Below are 19,525 nucleotides of genomic sequence, written 5' to 3' on the forward strand. Positions count from 1 at the left end.
GCAGGCCTGACGGAGGGGTGTCCATGCTGGGGACGCGCACCCTCGTCACCGGCCGGGGCACCCCTCCACCGCCCGTCGCGCGGTCCCCCTCCCCTTCCGGGGGAGGATCGAAGACACGGGCTGCCAGGTTCGTCCTGCCGGTCCTTGCCCTGCTCGCCGGCTGCACCGCGCCCGTCGCCACACCGCACCCCGCCGCCAAGGTGGAGTCGGCGCTCAACCTGCACGCACGCAACTTCGGCGCCGCTGCCCCGGACGCGGTGCGCACGCTGATCGTCGTCCTCCACGGCGACGGCGGTCCGGAGTCGCGCAGCGACCATTACCGCTTCGCCGAGAGCGTCACCCAAGCCATCCCGAACAGCGCCGCCGTCGCGCTGCTGCGCCCTGGCTATGACGACATGGCGGGCAACCGCTCGCCGGGTCAGGCGGGGTTGGGATTCGGCGACGATTACACCCAGCAGCATATCGACGCGGTGGCCGAATCGATCGGCATCCTGCGCCGCCGCTTCGCCACCGCGCGGCTGATCCTGGTCGGTGATTCAGGGGGCGCGGCGATCGCGGCAGACATCGCGGGCATCCGCCCCGAACTGGTCGATGCGATGGTGCTGGTCGGTTGCCCCTGCGCCCTGCCCGAATGGCGCAAGGGCATGCAGAAGCAGCGCCGCGGCACTGCCTGGGCGACACCGGTCGCCAGCCTCGATCCGCTCAAGACCGCCGGCGGGGTGATGCCCGGCCTGCGCGCGGCGGTGCTGGTAGGCCTCGACGACAAGATCACGCCCCCGGCGCTCTCGCGCGCCTATGCCGAAGCCCTTGCACTTCGCGGCATCGCTACCGATCTGCGTATCGTGCCCGGACGGGGGCATGATTTGCTCAACGATTCCGAAGTGTTGGCGGCCACCACCCGGTTGGCGGCGGCGCTTCCCACGAAAGGCTGACCTTGCTGCCGCCGATCCGCATCGCGATCCAGCGCCTGCCCCATGGCGAGAACCTGCCGCTTCCCCGCTACGCCACCGAGGGCGCTGCGGGCATGGACGTGGTCGCCGCGGAGGACCTGACCCTCGCGCCGGGCGCACGCCATGCCGTCGCCACCGGTTTCGCGATGGCGATTCCGGCAGGCTATGAAGTGCAGGTCCGTCCGCGCTCAGGTCTGGCGCTGAAACACGGCATCACCTGCCTCAACACGCCGGGCACGATCGACTGCGATTATCGCGGGGAAATCAAGGTGATCCTTGCAAATCTCGGCAGCGAGGACTTCCCCATCGCGCGCGGCGACCGCATCGCCCAGTTGGTTCCCGCTCCGGTCCAGCATGCCGGCCTGGATGAGGTTGCCAGTCTCGACGATACGGCGCGTGGAGCCGGCGGCTTCGGCTCGACCGGCCGATGATCGCCACCATCGCCCTTGCGGTCGCCGTGCAGGCGACGCCGCCGCGCATCGACTGGCCTTCGCTCGCCCCGCTGCCCTATCGCGCCGAACCGCAGATAACGCCGGACATGCTGGCCTTTGTGGCCAGTGAAGTCACCACGCGCAGATGCCCGCTCGCCATCGGACCGGGGCTTGCCCTCACCGTCGATGTCGCCGTGCTGGTGGATGCGCAGGACAATATCCGAACGACCGTGCCGCGCGCGATCCAGTGCCCCACCGTGGAGCAATATGCCGCTGCGATGGTCGCGGGTGCGGCGCGGGGCAATTTGCTGCCGCGTCGGGCCAGTGCCGACCAATGGTACCGCACGACGGTCACCTTCACCTGGCCGAAATGACGCTCTCCGACGAGGAGCTGGAACGCTACGCCCGCCACATCATCCTGCGGGAGGTCGGCGGCGCTGGACAGGCCAGGCTGAAGGCGGCGCGCGTACTGGTGATCGGCGCCGGCGGGATCGGGGCCCCGGCAATCCAGTATCTCGCCGCCGCCGGCGTGGGCGCGCTGACCATCGTCGATGACGATCGCGTCGACCGCTCCAACCTCCAGCGCCAGGTGTTGTTTACGACCGGTGACATCGGTACCGCCAAGGCGCAGGCTGCTGCCGCACGCGTCGCGGCGATCAATCCCAATGTCGCGGTGCGGATCGAGGCGCGCCGCCTCTCCGCCGACGATGCGCCTGCGCTGATCGCCGGGCATGACGTGGTGCTTGACGGCACCGACAATTTCGCAACCCGCCTGATCGTTGCAGACACCGCGCTCGCGGCGCGGGTGCCGCTGGTCTCCTCCGCCGTCGCCGAGTTCGAGGGCCAGCTCGCCACCTACCGCGGCTGGGAGGCGGACAAACCGTGTTACCGCTGCTTCGTCGGCCAGGATCCCGAGCGTGAAGGCGTCAGCTGCTCCGAACAGGGCGTGCTGGGCGCGCTCACCGGCGTGTTGGGCAGCCTTGCCGCGCTGGAAGTCATCCGCGCCATCACGCCCTTCGGCGAGGATATGGCGGGCAAGCTGCTGCTGGTCGATGCGCTTGCGCTGCGCTTCCGCACGCTGCACCTGCCCAAGGATCCCGGCTGCCCGGCTTGCGGCACGGGAACGCTCCGGTAAGGAGATGCGGCCTAGGAGCGGCAGCGACACCGAAGCACAGGAGCCATGATGACCGACCCGACCGCCAAGCCCCCGCGCGTGCTCGTCACCGGATCGGCCGGCTTCATCGGCTTCCACACCGCAAGTCGCCTGCTCCAGGCGGGTGCGACGGTGCTCGGCATCGACAATTTCTCGGATTACTATGACGTCGCGCTCAAGGAAGCGCGCAACGACATGCTCTCCAACCATCCGAACTTCCGGGTGGCGCGCCTGTCGATCGAGGATCAGCCCGCGCTGGCCGCTGCCTGGGCCGAGTTCCAGCCCGACGTGGTGATCCACCTGGCGGCACAGGCCGGCGTGCGCTTCAGCATCGAGCAGCCGGCCAGCTATATCGGCGCGAACATCGTCGGCACGTTCAACCTGCTGGAGCTGGCGCGCCACCATCCGGTGCGCCACTTCCTCGCCGCCTCGACCAGTTCGGTCTACGGCGCCAATACCGACATGCCGTTCGGGGAAACCCAGCGCACCGCCACCCCGATGAGCCTCTACGCCGCCACCAAGGGCGCGACCGAGCTGATGGGCCACAGCTATTCCCACCTGTTCCGCACGCCGATGACCTTCTTCCGCTTCTTCACGGTCTATGGTCCCTGGGGCCGGCCGGACATGGCGCTGTTCAAGTTCACCCGCGCCATCCTCGCCGGCGAGCCGATCGACGTGTACAACAATGGCGAGATGGTGCGGGACTTCACCTTCATCGACGATCTCGCCGAATCGATCGTGCGCCTCGTCGATGCGGTGCCGGGCGAGGTGCCGGTGGAGGGCGACAGCCTTTCCCCCGCCGCACCCTTTCGCATCGTCAATATCGGTGCGGGCCGCCCGACCCCGCTGATGGACTATATCGGCGCGGCGGAGAAGGCGCTGGGCCGCACCGCATCCAAGAACTTCCTGCCGATGCAGGCCGGGGACGTGCCCGCCACCGAGGCCTCGTCGGACCTGCTCCGCCGGCTTACCGGTTACGCGCCGTCCACCACCCCGGAAGAGGGCGTGGCCGCCTTCGTACGCTGGTATCTGGAACATTATCAAAGCTGAAACTGGCGCTGGTGCATGAGGGCCGCTCCCGAATGGAGCGGATTTCCAATGACCTTCGAATGGCCGGCGCACGGACTCAAGCTGCAGACCCGCATCGAAACGCGCGCGGCGACGATCGGCGTGATCGGCATGGGCTATGTCGGCCTGCCGCTCGCGGTGGCATTCGGCGAGGCGGGCTGCTCGGTGCTCGGCTTCGACCTCGACCCCGAAAAGGTCGTCGCGCTCAATCGGGGCGAGAGCTACATCAGGCACATCGCCGGCGACCGCATCGCCCCGCTGGTGGAAGACAGGCGTCTCGCCGCTACCGCCGATCTCGATCGGCTGGGCGACGTGGACGTGCTGCTGATCTGCGTGCCGACGCCGCTAACCCGCCACCTCGAGCCCGATCTCAAATATGTCGAGCACACCACCCGTGCGATCGCGCACAGCCTGCGCAAGGGCCAGCTGGTCATCCTCGAATCGACCACCTATCCCGGCACCACCCGCGAGGTGATGCAGCCGATCCTCGAGGAGAACGGGCTGGTCGCCGGCAAGGACTTCTTCCTCGCTTACTCCCCAGAGCGCGAGGATCCGGGCAACCCGACCTTCTCGACCACCAAGATCCCCAAGGTGGTCGGCGCCGATGATCCGGTCTCGGCCGGGCTGGCGATGGCGCTCTACCGCCATATCGTGCCCCAGGCGATCCAGGTCTCCTCGGCGGCCACCGCCGAAGCGGTGAAGATCACCGAGAATGTGTTCCGCGCGGTCAACATCGCGCTGGTCAACGAGCTCAAGCTGATCTTCACCGCGATGGACATCGATGTGTGGGAAGTGATCGAGGCGGCCAAGTCCAAGCCCTTCGGCTTCATGCCCTTCTACCCCGGCCCCGGCCTGGGCGGGCACTGCATCCCGATCGACCCCTTCTACCTCACCTGGAAGGCCCGCGAGTACAACCAGCACACCCGCTTCATCGAGCTTGCCGGCCAGATCAACGCCGACATGCCGCAGCACGTCATCCGGGTGCTGGCCGACACGCTGGACGCGCGCTTCGGCCGCGGCCTGCGGGGTGCACGCATTCTGGTACTGGGCGTGGCCTACAAGAAGAATGTCGACGACATTCGCGAGAGCCCGTCGCTCCGCCTGATGGAGCTGATCGAGGCGCGCGGCGCGACGGCGGATTTTCACGATCCGCATGTCGCCCAGATCAACGGCACCCGCGAGCATCCGACGCTCAATTATCGGCACGGGATCGAGTGGGACGTGGCGGCCATCGCCGGGTATGATGCAGTGCTGATCGCCACCGATCATGACGCGGTGAACTATGCCGCGCTGGCCGCCTCGGCGAAGCTGGTGATCGACACGCGCAACGCCTGCGGCAAGGCCGGGGTCACGGGCGAGAACATCGCCCGCGCATAAGGCGGCGCACCGGATCGCCCGGCGCACCGCCCGATAGGCTCAGCCCAGTGCCTTCACGGCAAAGGCGCGGACCGCCGGCTCGAGGTCCGGACGCGACAGCGCGACCGCGAGGTTCGCCTGGATGAAGCCCGCCTTGTCGCCGCAATCGTACCGGGTGCCCTGGAAGGTCACGCCGTGGAAGGCCTGGTCACCGATCATCTTCTGCATCGCGTCGGTCAGCTGGATCTCGCCGCCGGCGCCCTTGCCCTGGTTCTCCAGGATGCGCATCACCTCGGGCTGCAGGATGTAGCGGCCGATCACCGAGAGGTTCGACGGCGCGGTGCCGGGCGCCGGCTTCTCCACCAGGCCCTTCACTTCCGTCAGCACGCCATCCTGGCTGCCCGGCGTGATGATGCCGTAGCGATGGGTCTGGTCGTCCGGCACTTCCTCGGCGCAGATCAGGTTGCCGCCGACCTTGTTATAGGCGTCGACCATCTGCTTGAGGCAGCCCGGCTGGCCGAACATGAAATCGTCGGGCAGCAGCACCGCGAAGGGCTCGTCGCCGACGATGTCGCGGGCGCACCACACGGCATGGCCCAGGCCCATCGGCTCCTGCTGGCGGACATAGGCGATGTTGCCGGGCTTGAGGCGGGTGCCGTCGAGCACCTCCAGCGACTTGCCGCGGGCTGCCATCGTCGCTTCCAGCTCATAGGCGATGTCGAAATGGTCCTCGAGCGCGGACTTGCCGCGGCCGGTGACGAAGATCATCTGCTCGATGCCGGCTTCCACCGCCTCGTCGACGGCGTACTGGATCAGCGGGCGGTCGACGACCGGCAGCATCTCCTTCGGCATCGCCTTGGTGGCGGGCAGGAACCGGGTGCCGAGACCCGCAACCGGGAACACGGCCTTACGCAGCGGCTTGATCGTCATAACCCCCCTCGTGGAAACTTGGTTGCAGTGCGGCATAACGATACACCGCGCGGCTGGCAAACGCACGGGTTCCGTAATGGTTCGGTGAGGCAATTACGCTATTCAGTGCGAATGGCACAGGTCCGCAACAAGCTTTTCGTCGTCTTCGGCACACGCCCCGAAGCCATCAAGCTGTTCCCGGTTATACGGGCGCTGCAGGCGATGCCGGAACTTGCGGTCGTTACTTGCGTGACCGCGCAACATCGCGGCCTGCTGGACCAGGTGCTCGCGATTGCGGGCATTGCACCGGACATCGACCTCGATCTGATGACCCCCGGCCAGTCGCTGGACGCGCTGACCGCCCGGCTGCTCACGGGCATCGGCGGCGCCCTGGATGCGGCTCGGCCCGATCGCGTCATCGTGCAGGGTGACACCGCCACCGCGATGGTGGGGGCGCTGGCGGCCTATTACCGCAAGATCCCGGTAAGCCATGTCGAAGCCGGGCTGCGCTCGGGCGACATCTACCAGCCCTGGCCGGAGGAGGTGAACCGCCGAATCGTCGCGCCGATCGCGGACCAGCATTTCGCCCCGACCGAGACGGCGGCGAACGCACTTCGCGAGGAAAATGTCGCGCCCGCCAGCATCCATGTCACCGGCAATACGGTGATCGACGCGCTCCTCGCCACGCAGGCGCGAATCGCTGCCGAGCCGGCGCTGGCCGCCGGCCTGGACCCGATCGCGGCGCGCTTCGCGGGCAAGCGCATCTTGCTGGTCACCACCCACCGGCGGGAGAATTTCGGCGGCGGCATGGCGGCCATCGCGGACGCCCTCCGGCGCATCGCCGCCCGTCCGGATGTCGCGATCCTGTTCCCTGTACATCCGAATCCCAACGTGGTCGCGGTGATGGACGAGGCGCTGGGCGACCAGCCCAATATCGCGCGGATCGATCCGCTCGATTACCCGCACTTCATCCGCGCGCTGGCGATGGCAGACCTGGTGCTCAGCGATTCGGGCGGCGTGCAGGAGGAAGCCCCTGCGCTCGGCAAGCCTGTCCTGGTCATGCGCGAGACGACCGAGCGCCCCGAGGGGGTGGCGGCAGGAACAGCCCGGCTGGTCGGCACCGATACCGACCGCATTATCGCCGAGGTCAGCCGCCTGCTCGACGATCCACAGGCGCACGCGGCCATGGCACGCGCGCACAACCCCTTCGGCGACGGCCACGCCGCCACGCGGATCGCCGCGATCGTTCGCGCAGGCTTCGGGCTTGGCTGAGCCGTCTTCCGATATTTTAACGCCTCTCTGCCATGGTGGCGGCTCCTGATTTCGCCCGGAGTTTGCGATGCTTGCCACCACAGAGCCGAAGGTCGCGGTACTCGGCCTCGGCTATATCGGGCTTCCCACCGCGGCCGTGATCGCGCGGACGGGCGCCCAGGTGCTGGGCATCGATGTCGATGCGCGCGTCGTGGAAACGGTGAACTCCGGCCGGGTCCATATCGAGGAGATCGACCTTGATGGCCTCGTCTCCGGCGTGGTCGCGCGGGGCAATCTCCGCGCGGCGCTGACGATCGAGCCGTCCGACGTCTTCGTCATCGCCGTGCCGACACCGTTCGGCGCCAACCATGCGCCCGACATCGGCTATGTCCTGCAGGCGGCGACCACCATCGCCACGGTGCTGAAGGCCGGCGATGTCGTCATCCTCGAGTCCACCTCGCCCGTGGGCACCACCGAAAAGGTCGCCGAACTGCTCGCCCGGCTGCGGCCCGACCTGAAGGTGCCCGGCCAAGCGAACGGCAGCGCCGACATCGCCATCGCCTATTGCCCCGAACGCGTGCTGCCCGGCCGCATCCTTGTCGAGTTAATCGACAACGACCGGGTGATCGGCGGCATCACCCCGCGCTGCGCCCGCAAGGCGCTGCACTTCTATCGCCGCTTCGTGCGGGGTGCCTGCGTCACCACCACCGCGCGCGCGGCGGAGATGACCAAGCTGACCGAAAACGCGTTCCGCGACGTCAACATCGCCTTCGCCAACGAACTGTCGATCCTGGCGGAGGGCATGGGAGTCGATGTGTGGGAAGTGATCCGCCTGGCCAACCGCCATCCGCGCGTCAACATCCTCTCGCCGGGCCCGGGCGTGGGCGGGCACTGCATCGCGGTCGACCCGTGGTTCCTGGTCCACTCGAACCCCGCGCACAGCCCGCTGATCCGCACCGCCCGCGAGGTGAACGACGGCAAGGTGGCGCACAGCATCGCCCGCGCCGAAGCGCTGATCGCGCGGCTGCCGGGCGCGCCGATCGCCTGCCTGGGCCTCGCGTTCAAAGCGAATATCGATGATTTCCGCGAAAGCCCCGCGCTGAAGGTAGCCCAGGCGATCGCGGAGAAGCACGGTGCCCGCGTCCGCATCGTCGAGCCCTATGCGCAGGCCCTGCCCCCCGGCCTCGCCGCCACGGGTGCGACGCTGAGCGACATCGACAGCGCAATCGAAAGCTGCCCCATCTTCATCGTGCTGGTCGATCACGATCTGTTCAAGTCCGTGCCCCTCGACGAGCGCGCGGCCAAGCTGGTCTATGACACGCGCGGCATCTGGCCCGATCAGCCGGCGCCCGATAGCGTCGCCGTCGGTCTGCGCCTCGCCGGTTGAGGATGTTCGGCGCGCTGTTCCGGCGGTCCGGCCCCCCGGCCTATGCGCTGGCCGCGGGCACCCGTGCCTATGCGATCGGCGACGTGCATGGCCGGCGCGACCTGCTGGAAGCGCTGCTTGCCCGCATCGACGCCGAACGCGCCGCCGATCCCCGCCCGCGCGAGCATCTGGTGCTGCTGGGCGACCTGATCGATCGGGGCCCGGAGTCGCGGGGCGTGCTCGATCTGCTGCGCGCCCGGCAGGCGGTGGACGCGAGCCTGACCATCCTGGGCGGCAACCATGAAGCGATGCTCGTCGCCCTGCTCGACGGCGGCGTAAAGGATCTCGCCTCCTGGCTGCACTTCGGTGGCGAGGAATGCGCCGCCAGCTATGGTCTCGATCCGCTCGCGCTGCTCGCCGACCCCGGCGCCGCGGCTGCGATGCTCCGCGCGGCGATCCCCGCTGCGCACCAGCATCTGCTGCGTAGCCTTCCCGACTCGCTGCGGGTGGACGACGTGCTCTTCGTGCATGCCGGCATCCGCCCCGGCGTGCCGATCGATGTGCAGGCATCGCAAGACCTTCGCTGGATCCGCACCCCATTCCTGCGCAGCACCGCCGATCACGGCGTGCTGGTCGTCCACGGACACACGATTGTCGGCGAACCCGAGATCCACGCCAACCGCATCGCCATCGACACCGGCGCGAGCGCCACGGGCCGCCTCACCGCGCTATGCCTGGACGGCGCCGAGCGCCGCTTCCTCGCCACGGGCTTTTGAGACAGGCACGAAAAAGCCCGCGAGGGTCGCTCGCGGGCGTTTCGAAACCTGGTAGTCGGACGCCGCTTATTGTGCGGGCGCTTCGCCTGCCCCCTGCGGCATGCCGCCCTGCTGTTGCTGCTGCATCATCATCTGGCGAATAACGGCGGCCGGCACCAGCTCCTGCATGGTGACGTCGAAGATCAGCACCTGGTCGGACAGCTCGTTCTGCTGGCCGCCCTCGGCGCCATAGCCCAGCTTCGGCGGGAGCCAGAAGCGATAGCGGGCACCCTTCTTCATCAGCTTCACGCCCTCGGTGAACCCGGGGATCATCGGCTGGCCGATCTGGAAGCGCATCGGCGTCTTGGGCTGGAATTCCTTGCCGCTGCGCAGCGTGCCGAGGATCTCCACCACGACACCATCCTGCTCGGCAGGATTGGCGCCGCTACCGGCCTCGATCACCTGATACTGAAGCCCCGACGGCGTGGTCTGGATGCCCGGCTGGGTCTTGTGCCACGCCATGAAGCCCTCGGCGTCAAGATGCGACGCGACGGGCGTGCGGGTGCCGCCCCAGGCGAGCGCGAAGGCGATGGCGGCCGCCGCCAGCACCCCCAGCCAGATCCAGAGCTTGTAGCTGCCCTTGACGGGCTGGAGCGGAACGGCGGTCACCGACATGATCGGACTCCGGCAGGGACGTTCGCCCCTGTTATGATGAGAACAGAGAAGTCGGCGCGCGCTATATCACGCGCGCCGGGCAGGCCTCAACGGGCGCTGTCACGCTCCATGCGCTTGCGCTCCAGCTTGCGGGCGCGGCGCACGGCAGCGGCACGCTCGCGTGCACGCTTCTCGCTCGGCTTCTCGTAGTGACGGCGCAGCTTCATCTCGCGATAGACGCCTTCACGCTGCAGCTTCTTCTTGAGCGCCCGCAGCGCCTGGTCGACGTTGTTGTCGCGAACGATGATTTGCATAAAGTCGTACAGCTCCGATCAAACTCAATAGCAAGGGGCCGCCGAAACCATAGTTGCGGCGTCGAACGGGCCTCCTATCAGCGCCGTTGCGATTCTTCAAGCAAAAGCGTGCGCCCTTTGCCGCATCCGAACCCTCCCTGCGGGACCGGATGCGACAAATGCATTGCAGCAGATTGCAGCACTGCAACCCGGTCGATAGATTTGGGTCGCAATACCCGCTTCATGATGCAGTCAGTCTCCTCCGTGGATCTAGAAACCCGCCTGTTGATTGTCGACGACGACCCGGGGATCCGCGAGCTTACCGCCGCCTTCCTGGCGCAGCACGGCTATGTCGTCGATACGGCGGAGGATGCCGCAACGATGCGCGCCGCCGTCGCGGCGAGAAGCTATGCACTCGTCGTGCTGGACCTGATGATGCCGGGCGAGGACGGATTGTCGATCCTGCGCACCATGGATCGCCAGGCGGGCCCGGCCGTCATCCTCCATTCGGTACTGAGCGAGGATATCGATCGCATCGTCGGCCTGGAGATGGGCGCAGACGATTACATCGCCAAACCCGCCAACCCCCGCGAGCTCCTCGCCCGGATCCGCTCGGTACTGCGCCGCGCCGTGGCTGCGCCTGCGATCAGCGGCGCGCTGGAGCGCCATTATCTGCGCTTTGCCGGTTGGCGGCTCGATCCGGTCGGTCGGCAGCTCTATGATCCCGAAAACGTGCTGATCAACCTGTCGGACGGCGAGTTCCGACTGCTGCTGGCGCTGGTCGAACGGCCGCGCCGGGTACTGACCCGCGACGCGCTGCTCGATTATTCGCGCGGCGCCCATGCCGAGCATTTCGATCGCGCCATCGACGTGCAGATGAGTCGCCTGCGCAAGAAGCTCGCCCGCTCGGACGCCGACGAGCTGATCCGCACGATCCGCAACGAAGGATATATGTTCGTCGCAGAAGTCACCACGAAGTGATCCGTCGACCGGCATCCATCGTCGTCCCGATGATGCTGTTCGCCATCACCTCGGCGGCGGTCGTGATGCTGGTCCAGTTCGCGGTGGTGTTCCACGGCCCCCCGCCCGGCTCGGGGCCGATGCCGATCGCCCGCGTGGCGGACGCGCTTCGCACCGGGCGCACCCCGCCCGGCCGCCAGGGCCAGAAGATCAGCCTGTACGTCGCCGACAACGAACATTTCGGACGCAGCGATGAGCGCGCCTCGCCAGAGCGTGATCGCTCCATCGCGCTGCTCCTGCCCGTCCCTGCCGGCCAGATCCGCGGCTATTATGAGTGGCCGGCCAACGATCCCGATCAGGACATCCATGGCAGCTTCACGGTCGGCCGCCGCACCGACAAGGGCTGGCTGGTGGCATCGGTTGGCCGCGGCCCGGCACTGGGCCGCTGGCGGATCGCGATCCTGCAATGGATGCTGCTCACATTGATCATCCTCTCGCTGCTCGCCTGGGCAGCGGCGCGGCGCATCTCGCGACCGATCCGGCGGCTGGCGGAAGCGGCCACGCGCGCGCGACTGGGTGCGCCGGAGGCGATCCCGCTGGACGGGCCCCGCGAAATCCGCGAGCTGGGCCGCGCAATGGAGGCGATGCAGGCGCGCATCCTCCAGCAGGCGGAGAACCGCACGGTCATGCTGGCGGCCATGGCGCACGATCTGGGCACGCCGCTCTCGCGCCTCGCCTTCTGGATCGAGCAGCTTCCCGATGCCGCCCGCGAGCGCGCCGTGGCCGACATCGGCGAGATGCGGGCGATGCTCTCCGTCACGCTGCAATTCACGCGCGACATCCGCGGGCACGGCGAGATGGTCCGGCTGGACCTCGGCAGCCTGATCGAAAGCCTGGCGGACGACCTGTCGACGGCAGGCAAGCCCGTCACCGTGGAAGGCGGCCCCCGCATGGTGCTGATCGGCGAACCGCAGGCGCTGCGGCGGCTGTTCGGCAATCTGGTGGAGAACGCGATCCGTTACGGCCATCGCGCGGAAATCCAGTGGCGCATCCGCGACGGGCATGGCGAGATATGGGTCGACGACGATGGCCCCGGCTTCGACCCCCTCCAGGCGGAGAAGCTGTTCGCCCCGTTCGTGCGCGGCGAAAGCTCGCGCAACCGGGCGACCGGCGGCACAGGCCTGGGGCTCGCCATCGTGCGGTCGATCGTCGAACTGCACGGCGGCACCGTCACGTTGGAGAATCGCCCCGGCGGTGCGGGCGGTCGGGTAATGGTACGATTGCCGCTTGCAACATGAAGCAACAATGAAACGGACATGAAATCGGCATGCGATGCCGACCCTCCACCTGACCCTTGACGATAGGAGGGCAGGTTTGAACGACATCGACCACCATGATCACGGCCTTGCGCACGATCTTCGTGCCATGAACGCCCTGGCCAGCAGGCGCCGCGCGCTGCGCTGGTTCACGGGCGCGGCAACCGCCACCGTGCTGGCCGGCTGCGACGGAGGCGACGGCGGAAGCAGCGCAACGGCAGCCAGCGCCACGCCGACTCCAACGCCGACGCCAACGCCCACACCGACCCCGACTCCAACGCCGACCGCGACGAGCGGCAGCTGCGTCGTCGATCCCACGGAGACGAACGGGCCCTACCCCGCCGACGGCACCAACACGTCCTCAGGCCTGACGTCGAACGCACTGACCGCGAGCAACGTCGTCCGCAGCGACATCCGGCCGAGCTTCATCGGCAGTTCGACAAGCGTCGCCGCCGGCGTGCAGCTTACCCTCACCCTCACCGTGGTGGACGTGAATACCGGATGCGCGCCGCTGGCCGGCTATGCGGTGTATCTCTGGCACTGCGACCGCGACGGGAAATATTCGCTCTACGATCTGCCGAGCGAAAGCTATCTGCGCGGCGTGGGCGTGACCGACGCCAACGGCCAGGTGACCTTCACCACCATTTTCCCCGGCTGCTATGCCGGGCGCTGGCCGCATATCCATTTCGAGGTCTTCTCCAGCCTCGCCACCGCGACCAGCGGCCGCTACGCCACGCTGGTCTCGCAGCTGGCGATGCCGGCCGCGACATGCAGCGCCGTCTACGCCTCGGCGAGCGGATACGCGTCCAGCCTCAGCAATTTGTCCGGCGTGTCGATCGCCCGGGACAATGTGTTCGGCGACAACAGCGCCGCACAGATCGCGCAGCAGACGCCCGCGATCAGCGGCAGCATCGATACGGGCTACACCGCTACCGCGGTGATCGGCATCGCGCGCTAGTCCCTGCGCGCGATCTGTGCCGCCTGCCGAGGGGTCGTCCCCCCTGCACGCGCCTTTCCGGCGGGCGGCGCTTTGCTATAGACGGGGGTATGGCCCATGCTCCCGATACGCCGCTCGATCGCGGTACGCGCCTTCGCTCGATCCTCGGCGGATCGGCCGGCAACCTCGTCGAATGGTATGACTGGTACGCCTATGCCGCACTCGCCAGCTACCTCGCGCCGCATTTCTTCGCGCCAGGCACCGCGCAGGACCTGAACGCCTGGATCGTCTTCGCGATCGGCTTCTTCATGCGGCCGATCGGCGGCTGGCTGATGGGCGTCTATGGCGACCGGCATGGCCGCAAGGCGGGGCTCAGCCTGTCGGTGACGCTGATGTGCGCAGGCTCGCTGCTGATCGCGGCGACGCCCAGCTATGCCGCGATCGGCTGGCCGGCGACCGCATCGCTGGTGCTGGCGCGCCTGCTCCAGGGCCTGTCCCTCGGCGGCGAATATGGCGCGAGCGCCACCTATCTGTCGGAGATGGCGGGGCGGCGGCACCGCGGTTTCTTCTCCAGCTTCCAATATGTCACGCTCATTTCGGGGCAGCTGACAGCGCTGGTGGCGCTGATCGGCCTGCAGGCGGTGCTGCCCGAAGCCAGCCTGCGCGAATGGGGCTGGCGCTTGCCCTTCGCCCTTGGCGGCGCACTGGCGCTGCTCGTCTACTGGCTGCGCCGCCGCCTCGCCGAGACCGAAAGCTTCGCCAAGCGCGACCGGCAGGCCGAATCGGGCGCCTTCGCGCTGTTCCGCCAGCACCCGCGCGAGGCGATGCTGGTGCTGCTGCTCACCGCCGGCGGCACGCTCGCCTTTTATGCCTATACGATCTACCCGATCACCTTCCTCAAGAAGACCGCCGGCTTTTCCGATGCCGCCGCCACGCAGGTCAATGCGGCGGCGCTGTTCGTGTTCATGCTGGTCCAGCCACTGGCAGGTGCGCTGTCGGATCGGATCGGCCGCAAACCGCTGATGATCGGCTTCGGGGTGCTGGGCGTCTGCTGCACCTATCCGATCTTCGTCGCGCTGGAGGGCGTCCGCGACGGCATGAGCGCCTTCTGGCTGATGACCGCCGCGCTGCTGATCGTCACCGGCTATACCGCGATCAACGCGGTCGTGAAGGCGGAGCTGTTTCCGTCGCATATCCGCACCCTGGGGGTAGCGCTGCCCTATGCGCTGGCGAACGCGATCTTCGGCGGCACCGCGCCGTCCGTCGCGCTGTGGTTCAAGCAGGAGGGCTGGGAGCGCGGCTTCTACTGGTATGTGACGGGAATGATCGGGATTTCGCTGATTACCTATGCGACGATGCGCGACACGGCGCGCAACAGCCGGATCGCCGAAGACTGAGGCTCAGGCGAGGATCGCCCCACCGCGCTTCGCCAGCACCCGTCCGATTGCATCGAACAGCGCATCCATCGCCACCGGCTTGAACAGCACGTCGTCGGCGCCCGTCGCCAGGCAGCGTTCGCGCAGGTCCAGCGCGGTATCGGCGGTGACGACGATGATCGGCAGCCCGGCCTTGGCATCGGGGCGCGCGCGGATCTGGCGGATCGTCTCGAACCCGTCGGTGCCCGGCATGCGCAGATCGACCAGAATGATGTCGAACGATTCATCGTCGATCCGGGCGAGGCCCTCCTCCGCCCACGCAGCCTCGGCCATTGTCGCACCGGCGACGTCCAGCATATCCTTCACAACGCGCCGATTCATCGGATCGTCCTCGATGAACAGGATGTTCATCGACGCTCGCCCTTCTGGGTAGACACCAGCGTTCTGGCCACGGTTTGCATGTCGAGGTGTGTTATCGCCCTAAGCCGCTTGCGAAACAAGCGGGTCGTTCCCCAGAATCTTCTTTTTCCGCGCGAACGCGGGCACAGCCGCCATCACCAATTCCGCTCCAGCGACCGGCTTTTCTATCACCTGTGTTATGCCGGCGTCCAGAAATTGCGCATGGCGTTCGGCGTCGCCACCGCTCCACAACAGCGTGGCGGAGAGATTGGGCTGAGCCCGGCAGAGGGTTGCGATGTCTTCCAATGGGTTGTTCGTTGCGGTGGCGAGCGTCGCCTCGTCAATGACGAGTGCTGCGAACTGCTCCAATTCGAGTAGCTGCAGCGCCTCATCACCATCCTTGGCGAAGCGAACCCGGTCCACCACGGCCTCGAACAGCGTCCGCAGCATCGCCCGGGTGATCGGGTTGCGCTCGAGGATCAACACTCCCCAGCCCGCTTCTTCCGCGATGGGCGACGCTGCGGGTGCCGCTGCATGGATCAGCGGCAGGTCGATCGTGAAGGTCGATCCCGCGCCGGGGGCACTGCGCACGAGGATCTCGCCCCCCAGCGCCTGGGCCAGGTTTCGGCAGATCGTCAGGCCCAGCCCGGTGCCGCCGAACTGGCGGGTCGTGCTGGAATCCGCCTGCCGGAAACTTTCGAAAATCTCCTCCAGCTTGTCCGCCGGGATGCCGATCCCGGTGTCCGACACCGCGATGCGCAGCCGATCATCCCCGCCTCCGCTGCCGGGCGCCGTCGCCACGTGGAGGCCGATCTTGCCCTGCGGGGTGAACTTGAGCGCGTTGGAGAGGAGGTTGAACAGCAATTGCCGCAGCCGGCTCGGATCGCTGACGATCCAGCCCGGCGCATCCTCCAGACGCACGTCGAACGTCAGTCCTTTCGCCTGTGCGGGATCGGTCCACAGCCGCGCGACTTCCTCGGCAAGCGCGCGGAAGTCCATCGGCACCGGATCCACGCTCAGATTGCCGCTCTCGATCTTTGCGACGTCCAGAATGTCGTCCACCAACGCGCGCATTGTCAGCCCCGCCCCCTGCACGACCTCCAGCCGCTCGCGGAGCCCTTCGGCAAGGGACTGGTCGGTGAGCATTACCTGGGTCATGCCCAGGATGCCGTTCAGGGGCGTCCGGATCTCGTGGCTGGTCGTCGCGAGGAATTCGGTCTTCGCCCGCAGCGCCTTTTCGAGCGCCGCGTTGGTCGCGGCAAGCACCGTGTTGGCCGCCCGCACCTGATTGCGGCTGCGCCGGATGGTGAACAGCCCGAAGCTGAGCAGCAGAATGACGACCAGGGTGGCGAGGCCGAGCGAGATGAACAGCACGCGCTGGAAATGCGCGGCCTTGCGCAGCTGCTCGGTCTTGAGCCGCTGGATGGTGAGTTCCTGGTTGGCATAGTCGAACCGGGCAGCCATCAGCGCGGCGCTGTTGGTCGTTGCAACCTTGGCCGCTTCGTCGCTCAGCCGCTTCAACGCCTCCAGGTGTCTGAGCGCTCGCCGGTCGTCGCCGAGACGGCGGTAGATGATGTATGCGATCTGATGGGGCGTGCGGTAGTCTTGTGTGGTCGTCGTAAGATCCACTCCCCTGAACGTCTCTCCTATCAACACCGCAGCATGCTGCGGATTGCCCTCATCGTTCGCAAGCTTCGCTGCTGTTGCGTTCAGCAGGCGCGTCAGCCCGCCAGCATCCCCGTCCTTTGCTAGCCCGAAGGCGCGATCAAGAGTGGCATGCGCACCTTTCAGGTTCCGTGCCTCGATCTGGTTGCGTGCCATGTTATCGAGTATGCGCGCTTCGAGCATCGGCTTACTTAGCTTTCGAGCCAAGCGTACGGCCTGCGCATATTCCGCATCCGCCTCCCTGTAGCGCTCGAGAACCAGCAGAACGTTTCCGCGGCTGTTGTGCAGGGTCAGGGAGAGGAGATCGTCAGCCCCGTATAGGAGCGACGCTTGGCGAAAATAGCGCTCGGCGCGATGATCGTCATGCGCGATGACATAGAGCGAGCCAATCGATTGGAGTGCTAGCGCCTGGCTGCGTACTTCGTGCAACTTCTCGAAGATGCGGTACGCCCGCTGAAACGCGGACAGCGCCTCGGCCGCCTGGTCGCGCATCATGTACAGATTGCCCATAGAGAGCAGCAAATCTCCCTTCAACCGTACTGGCGACGCGATCGGGGCGACCGCGCGCTGCGCCGCTTCCAGCGATACGCGTGCGGCATCCATCTCATCCGAGCGCAGCTGCAGTTCCGCGCGGAGCCACAGCGCCGTGCCGCGGATAAGCGCGCGCTCGCCCGGATCGCCGCGCTGCGTGGCAGCAAGGTCTATCCGGTCGATCAAAGGCTTGGGATCGGCAGACTGGTCGACGATGCGGTCCCGCGCCTGCCCCACAAGCGCCGCAACGTCACGCGGCAGCTGCTGCGCGTGCACGGCTGAAGGCAATGCGACAACAAGGATGGTAAGACCAAAGACGCGGGCAATTCGATGCCCGGTACGGCGTGTCACGCGCGGGTCCACGAACTTCCCGACCGGAGAAACACGGGACGGTTCGCCATCGTCTCGACCAGCTGGTCCTGCCCATCGAGATAGCTGCACAGCGCCGCGAACGGCACCGGACGCGAGATCAGATAGCCCTGCACAAGGTCGCATCCCATCACGCTGAGCAGCGCCAGCGCCGCGGGGGTTTCCACGCCCTCGGCCGTCACTTCCATCTCCAGCGCATGCGCCAGATCGATGGTCGAGCGCACGATCAGCGGGTCGCGATGGCTCGACGTCAGCTGGGTGATGAACATCTTGTCGATTTTCAGCTCCTTGGCGGGGAGCTGCTTCAGATAGGCAAGCGAGGACAGGCCGGCGCCATAATCGTCGATCGCGAGCACGACGCCATGATCGGCGAACTGCTGCAGATGCCGGATCGCGCTTTCCGGATCCCGGATCACTGCGGTCTCGGTAATCTCGAACCCGAGCTTCGCGGCCGGATTGGCGGTGATGATCTCGCACACTTCATCGACGAAGCCCGCATTGGCGAGGAGCATGCCCGAAATGTTCAGGAAAAGCGGTATGTCGTGCCCGCGCGCGGCCATGCGGCGCTGATCGACGATCACCTGGCGCAGCGTCCACAGCGTCAGCGGTCCGATCTGGCCCGACTCCTCCGCCGCTGCGATGAAATCGCCCGGCATGATCAGCCCGCGCTCCGGATGCTGCCAACGGATCAGCGCCTCGGCGCTCGACACGCGCTGCTGGCGCACGTTGATCTTGGGCTGATAGTGCAGGAACATCTCGCCTGCCGCGATCGCGCGCGGAAGATCCGCGATCAGGGTCAGCCGATCGACGCACCGATCGGCCAGGGAAAGATCGATGATATTCAGACCGCCCTCGTCGCCGGCGCGCGCCAGTGCGACCTCGGCCGCTTCCAGAAGGCGCAGCAGATCGGTTTCGTCATGGGGTGCGCAGGCGGCACCGATCGCGAAATCGAGACGCGTTTCAGCGGGCAGGTCCGCTTGTTGCTCGACAAGCGACGCCTGCAGCGACTGAAGCGCTGCGCCGACGGCGTCAGCGCTTTCGGCGTGCAGCAGGAACTCGATCAGGTCGCGTCCGACACCGACCAGTTCGACTTCCTCCGCGCGCGCCGCGATTCGGGCCGCCATCGTCCGGATGGCCCGATCCAAGTCATTTTTTCCGAGAGCACGGCGCGCTGTCTCGAAATTGGTCACGCGGCACAATGCCGATACCCTCAAGCCTTGGCTCACCGAATGCCCTCCCGCCGCCTGCCGGCCTCATACCGAATAGTGGACCGATACGCGAAAAACTACCGTCCGATGCAGAAACCCACTCAAAAACCGACATTTGCCGCGGTTCCACGGCCACAGCGGCCTGCTCCTTTCGTCCCCAGCACTCCCCCGAGACGCCGGGCTTTAGAGGCGTACGGAAAGTCACTGAAGGAAAGGTAAACAGCCACCTTCATATTTGCGAAGGCGCATGCCTCCGCAGAATCCCCGATTGCGGAGAAGTAAATTTTTCATTAACGAAATGACTTGCGCGGAACAGCGCAGAAATGGGAGCCAAAAAAATGACCTTCTTCACCCTCTTCTTCCGTGATGGCATCGGCGGCACCGAGATCCGTCCGCTCTGAACCCACATCGAACCCAGCCGGCGGCCACATGCCGCCGGCTGACAATAAACAAGAAAAGGCCTGCCCCCGCAGGCCTTTTTTATTTTGGGCCAACGTGCTGACGCAATTGCTGCACTGCGGTGGGTTGCGGTCGCGGCAAGTTCGGTTAAGAGCCTCGGTTGACCGCTGGCAACAGCA

19 protein-coding genes are annotated in these 19,525 nt (G+C 66.9%); 13 read left to right on the forward strand and 6 right to left on the reverse strand.

Annotation, left to right across the window (positions count from 1 at the left end):
- Positions 1–23: 23 nt before the first annotated feature.
- From S2M10_RS02925 to S2M10_RS02950, 6 genes are read left to right on the forward strand one after another with little or no spacing between them, the layout of a single operon-like run.
- Positions 24–932, forward strand: a complete 909-nt coding sequence (locus S2M10_RS02925; protein WP_247650582.1) for a lysophospholipase — start codon at positions 24–26, stop codon at positions 930–932.
- Positions 933–934: 2 nt separating this feature from the next.
- Positions 935–1,381, forward strand: coding sequence for a dUTP diphosphatase (gene dut, locus S2M10_RS02930; protein WP_168844769.1), 447 nt, complete (start codon positions 935–937; stop codon positions 1,379–1,381).
- Positions 1,378–1,755 carry a hypothetical protein gene (locus S2M10_RS02935; protein ID WP_168844770.1) on the forward strand — a complete coding sequence of 126 codons (378 nt, stop codon included), beginning with the start codon at positions 1,378–1,380 and terminating at the stop codon, positions 1,753–1,755. Before dut ends, S2M10_RS02935 begins: the two co-directional genes overlap by 4 nt.
- Positions 1,752–2,516 carry a molybdopterin-synthase adenylyltransferase MoeB gene (gene moeB / locus S2M10_RS02940; protein WP_168844771.1) on the forward strand — a complete coding sequence of 255 codons (765 nt, stop codon included), beginning with the start codon at positions 1,752–1,754 and terminating at the stop codon, positions 2,514–2,516. The genes S2M10_RS02935 and moeB overlap by 4 nt, the downstream gene beginning before the upstream one ends.
- A 48-nt stretch (positions 2,517–2,564) precedes the next feature.
- Positions 2,565–3,584 carry an NAD-dependent epimerase/dehydratase family protein gene (locus S2M10_RS02945; RefSeq protein ID WP_168844772.1) on the forward strand — a complete coding sequence of 340 codons (1,020 nt, stop codon included), beginning with the start codon at positions 2,565–2,567 and terminating at the stop codon, positions 3,582–3,584.
- Between the two features lie 48 nt (positions 3,585–3,632).
- Positions 3,633–4,979 (forward strand): nucleotide sugar dehydrogenase, encoded by a 1,347-nt coding sequence (locus S2M10_RS02950; RefSeq protein WP_168844773.1) that lies wholly within the window; start codon positions 3,633–3,635, stop codon positions 4,977–4,979.
- A gap of 39 nt (positions 4,980–5,018) precedes the next feature.
- On the opposite strand, the gene galU is transcribed toward S2M10_RS02950, so the two are convergent.
- The gene (galU, locus tag S2M10_RS02955; protein ID WP_168844774.1) at positions 5,019–5,888 is read right to left on the reverse strand and encodes a UTP--glucose-1-phosphate uridylyltransferase GalU; all 870 of its coding nucleotides are present in this window, start codon (positions 5,886–5,888) and stop codon (positions 5,019–5,021) included.
- 111 nt (positions 5,889–5,999) lie between these two features.
- Between galU and wecB the strand changes: the two genes are divergently transcribed.
- The 3 genes from wecB to S2M10_RS02970 all read left to right on the forward strand — a co-directional run bounded on the left by wecB (position 6,000) and on the right by S2M10_RS02970 (position 9,260).
- Complete coding sequence (gene wecB / locus S2M10_RS02960) at positions 6,000–7,139, forward strand: UDP-N-acetylglucosamine 2-epimerase (non-hydrolyzing) (RefSeq protein WP_168844775.1); 1,140 nt, start codon at positions 6,000–6,002, stop codon at positions 7,137–7,139.
- Between the two features lie 67 nt (positions 7,140–7,206).
- Positions 7,207–8,505 (forward strand): UDP-N-acetyl-D-mannosamine dehydrogenase, encoded by a 1,299-nt coding sequence (wecC, locus tag S2M10_RS02965; RefSeq protein WP_168844776.1) that lies wholly within the window; start codon positions 7,207–7,209, stop codon positions 8,503–8,505.
- 2 nt (positions 8,506–8,507) lie between these two features.
- Complete coding sequence (locus tag S2M10_RS02970) at positions 8,508–9,260, forward strand: metallophosphoesterase family protein (RefSeq protein ID WP_168844777.1); 753 nt, start codon at positions 8,508–8,510, stop codon at positions 9,258–9,260.
- 66 nt (positions 9,261–9,326) lie between these two features.
- Here S2M10_RS02970 and S2M10_RS02975 read toward each other — a convergent pair whose 3' ends face one another.
- Together S2M10_RS02975 and rpsU are read right to left on the reverse strand one after the other, a co-directional pair.
- Positions 9,327–9,914, reverse strand: coding sequence for an FKBP-type peptidyl-prolyl cis-trans isomerase (locus S2M10_RS02975; RefSeq protein ID WP_168844778.1), 588 nt, complete (start codon positions 9,912–9,914; stop codon positions 9,327–9,329).
- An 86-nt stretch (positions 9,915–10,000) separates the two neighbouring features.
- Positions 10,001–10,207 (reverse strand): 30S ribosomal protein S21, encoded by a 207-nt coding sequence (gene rpsU, locus S2M10_RS02980; RefSeq protein WP_010545388.1) that lies wholly within the window; start codon positions 10,205–10,207, stop codon positions 10,001–10,003.
- 222 nt (positions 10,208–10,429) lie between these two features.
- Between rpsU and S2M10_RS02985 the strand changes: the two genes are divergently transcribed.
- The 4 genes from S2M10_RS02985 to S2M10_RS03000 all read left to right on the forward strand — a co-directional run bounded on the left by S2M10_RS02985 (position 10,430) and on the right by S2M10_RS03000 (position 14,796).
- Complete coding sequence (locus S2M10_RS02985; RefSeq protein ID WP_168844779.1) at positions 10,430–11,167, forward strand: response regulator transcription factor; 738 nt, start codon at positions 10,430–10,432, stop codon at positions 11,165–11,167.
- A gap of 29 nt (positions 11,168–11,196) precedes the next feature.
- Positions 11,197–12,444, forward strand: a complete 1,248-nt coding sequence (locus S2M10_RS02990) for an ATP-binding protein (RefSeq protein WP_168844780.1) — start codon at positions 11,197–11,199, stop codon at positions 12,442–12,444.
- Between the two features lie 76 nt (positions 12,445–12,520).
- Complete coding sequence (locus tag S2M10_RS02995) at positions 12,521–13,420, forward strand: intradiol ring-cleavage dioxygenase (protein ID WP_247650583.1); 900 nt, start codon at positions 12,521–12,523, stop codon at positions 13,418–13,420.
- A gap of 89 nt (positions 13,421–13,509) precedes the next feature.
- The gene (locus tag S2M10_RS03000) at positions 13,510–14,796 is read left to right on the forward strand and encodes an MFS transporter (protein WP_168844782.1); all 1,287 of its coding nucleotides are present in this window, start codon (positions 13,510–13,512) and stop codon (positions 14,794–14,796) included.
- 3 nt (positions 14,797–14,799) lie between these two features.
- On the opposite strand, the gene S2M10_RS03005 is transcribed toward S2M10_RS03000, so the two are convergent.
- The 3 genes from S2M10_RS03005 to S2M10_RS03015 form a co-directional block, all read right to left on the reverse strand.
- Positions 14,800–15,186, reverse strand: coding sequence for a response regulator (locus S2M10_RS03005; protein ID WP_168844783.1), 387 nt, complete (start codon positions 15,184–15,186; stop codon positions 14,800–14,802).
- A 69-nt stretch (positions 15,187–15,255) separates the two neighbouring features.
- A complete protein-coding gene (locus tag S2M10_RS23060) occupies positions 15,256–17,721 on the reverse strand; it encodes an ATP-binding protein (protein ID WP_168844784.1) in 2,466 nt (821 codons plus the stop codon).
- On the reverse strand, positions 17,718–18,929 hold the full coding sequence (locus S2M10_RS03015; RefSeq protein ID WP_348770531.1) for an EAL domain-containing protein: 1,212 nt from the start codon (positions 18,927–18,929) through the stop codon (positions 17,718–17,720). The genes S2M10_RS23060 and S2M10_RS03015 overlap by 4 nt, the downstream gene beginning before the upstream one ends.
- Positions 18,930–19,525: the final 596 nt, after the last annotated feature.

It is taken from the genome of Sphingomonas sp. S2M10 (assembly GCF_012650175.1).
GTDB lineage: Bacteria > Pseudomonadota > Alphaproteobacteria > Sphingomonadales > Sphingomonadaceae > Sphingomonas.

Coding starts and splice junctions, on each gene's coding strand:
- S2M10_RS02925 (WP_247650582.1), top strand. CDS start 24: ATGCTGGGGACGCGCACCCTCGTCACCGGCCGGGGCACCCCTCCACCG.
- S2M10_RS02935 (WP_168844770.1), top strand. CDS start 1,378: ATGATCGCCACCATCGCCCTTGCGGTCGCCGTGCAGGCGACGCCGCCG.
- moeB (WP_168844771.1), top strand. CDS start 1,752: ATGACGCTCTCCGACGAGGAGCTGGAACGCTACGCCCGCCACATCATC.
- S2M10_RS02945 (WP_168844772.1), top strand. CDS start 2,565: ATGACCGACCCGACCGCCAAGCCCCCGCGCGTGCTCGTCACCGGATCG.
- S2M10_RS02950 (WP_168844773.1), top strand. CDS start 3,633: ATGACCTTCGAATGGCCGGCGCACGGACTCAAGCTGCAGACCCGCATC.
- galU (WP_168844774.1), bottom strand. CDS start 5,888: ATGACGATCAAGCCGCTGCGTAAGGCCGTGTTCCCGGTTGCGGGTCTC.
- wecB (WP_168844775.1), top strand. CDS start 6,000: ATGGCACAGGTCCGCAACAAGCTTTTCGTCGTCTTCGGCACACGCCCC.
- wecC (WP_168844776.1), top strand. CDS start 7,207: ATGCTTGCCACCACAGAGCCGAAGGTCGCGGTACTCGGCCTCGGCTAT.
- S2M10_RS02970 (WP_168844777.1), top strand. CDS start 8,508: ATGTTCGGCGCGCTGTTCCGGCGGTCCGGCCCCCCGGCCTATGCGCTG.
- S2M10_RS02975 (WP_168844778.1), bottom strand. CDS start 9,914: ATGTCGGTGACCGCCGTTCCGCTCCAGCCCGTCAAGGGCAGCTACAAG.
- rpsU (WP_010545388.1), bottom strand. CDS start 10,207: ATGCAAATCATCGTTCGCGACAACAACGTCGACCAGGCGCTGCGGGCG.
- S2M10_RS02985 (WP_168844779.1), top strand. CDS start 10,430: ATGATGCAGTCAGTCTCCTCCGTGGATCTAGAAACCCGCCTGTTGATT.
- S2M10_RS02990 (WP_168844780.1), top strand. CDS start 11,197: ATGATGCTGTTCGCCATCACCTCGGCGGCGGTCGTGATGCTGGTCCAG.
- S2M10_RS03000 (WP_168844782.1), top strand. CDS start 13,510: ATGGCCCATGCTCCCGATACGCCGCTCGATCGCGGTACGCGCCTTCGC.
- S2M10_RS03005 (WP_168844783.1), bottom strand. CDS start 15,186: ATGAACATCCTGTTCATCGAGGACGATCCGATGAATCGGCGCGTTGTG.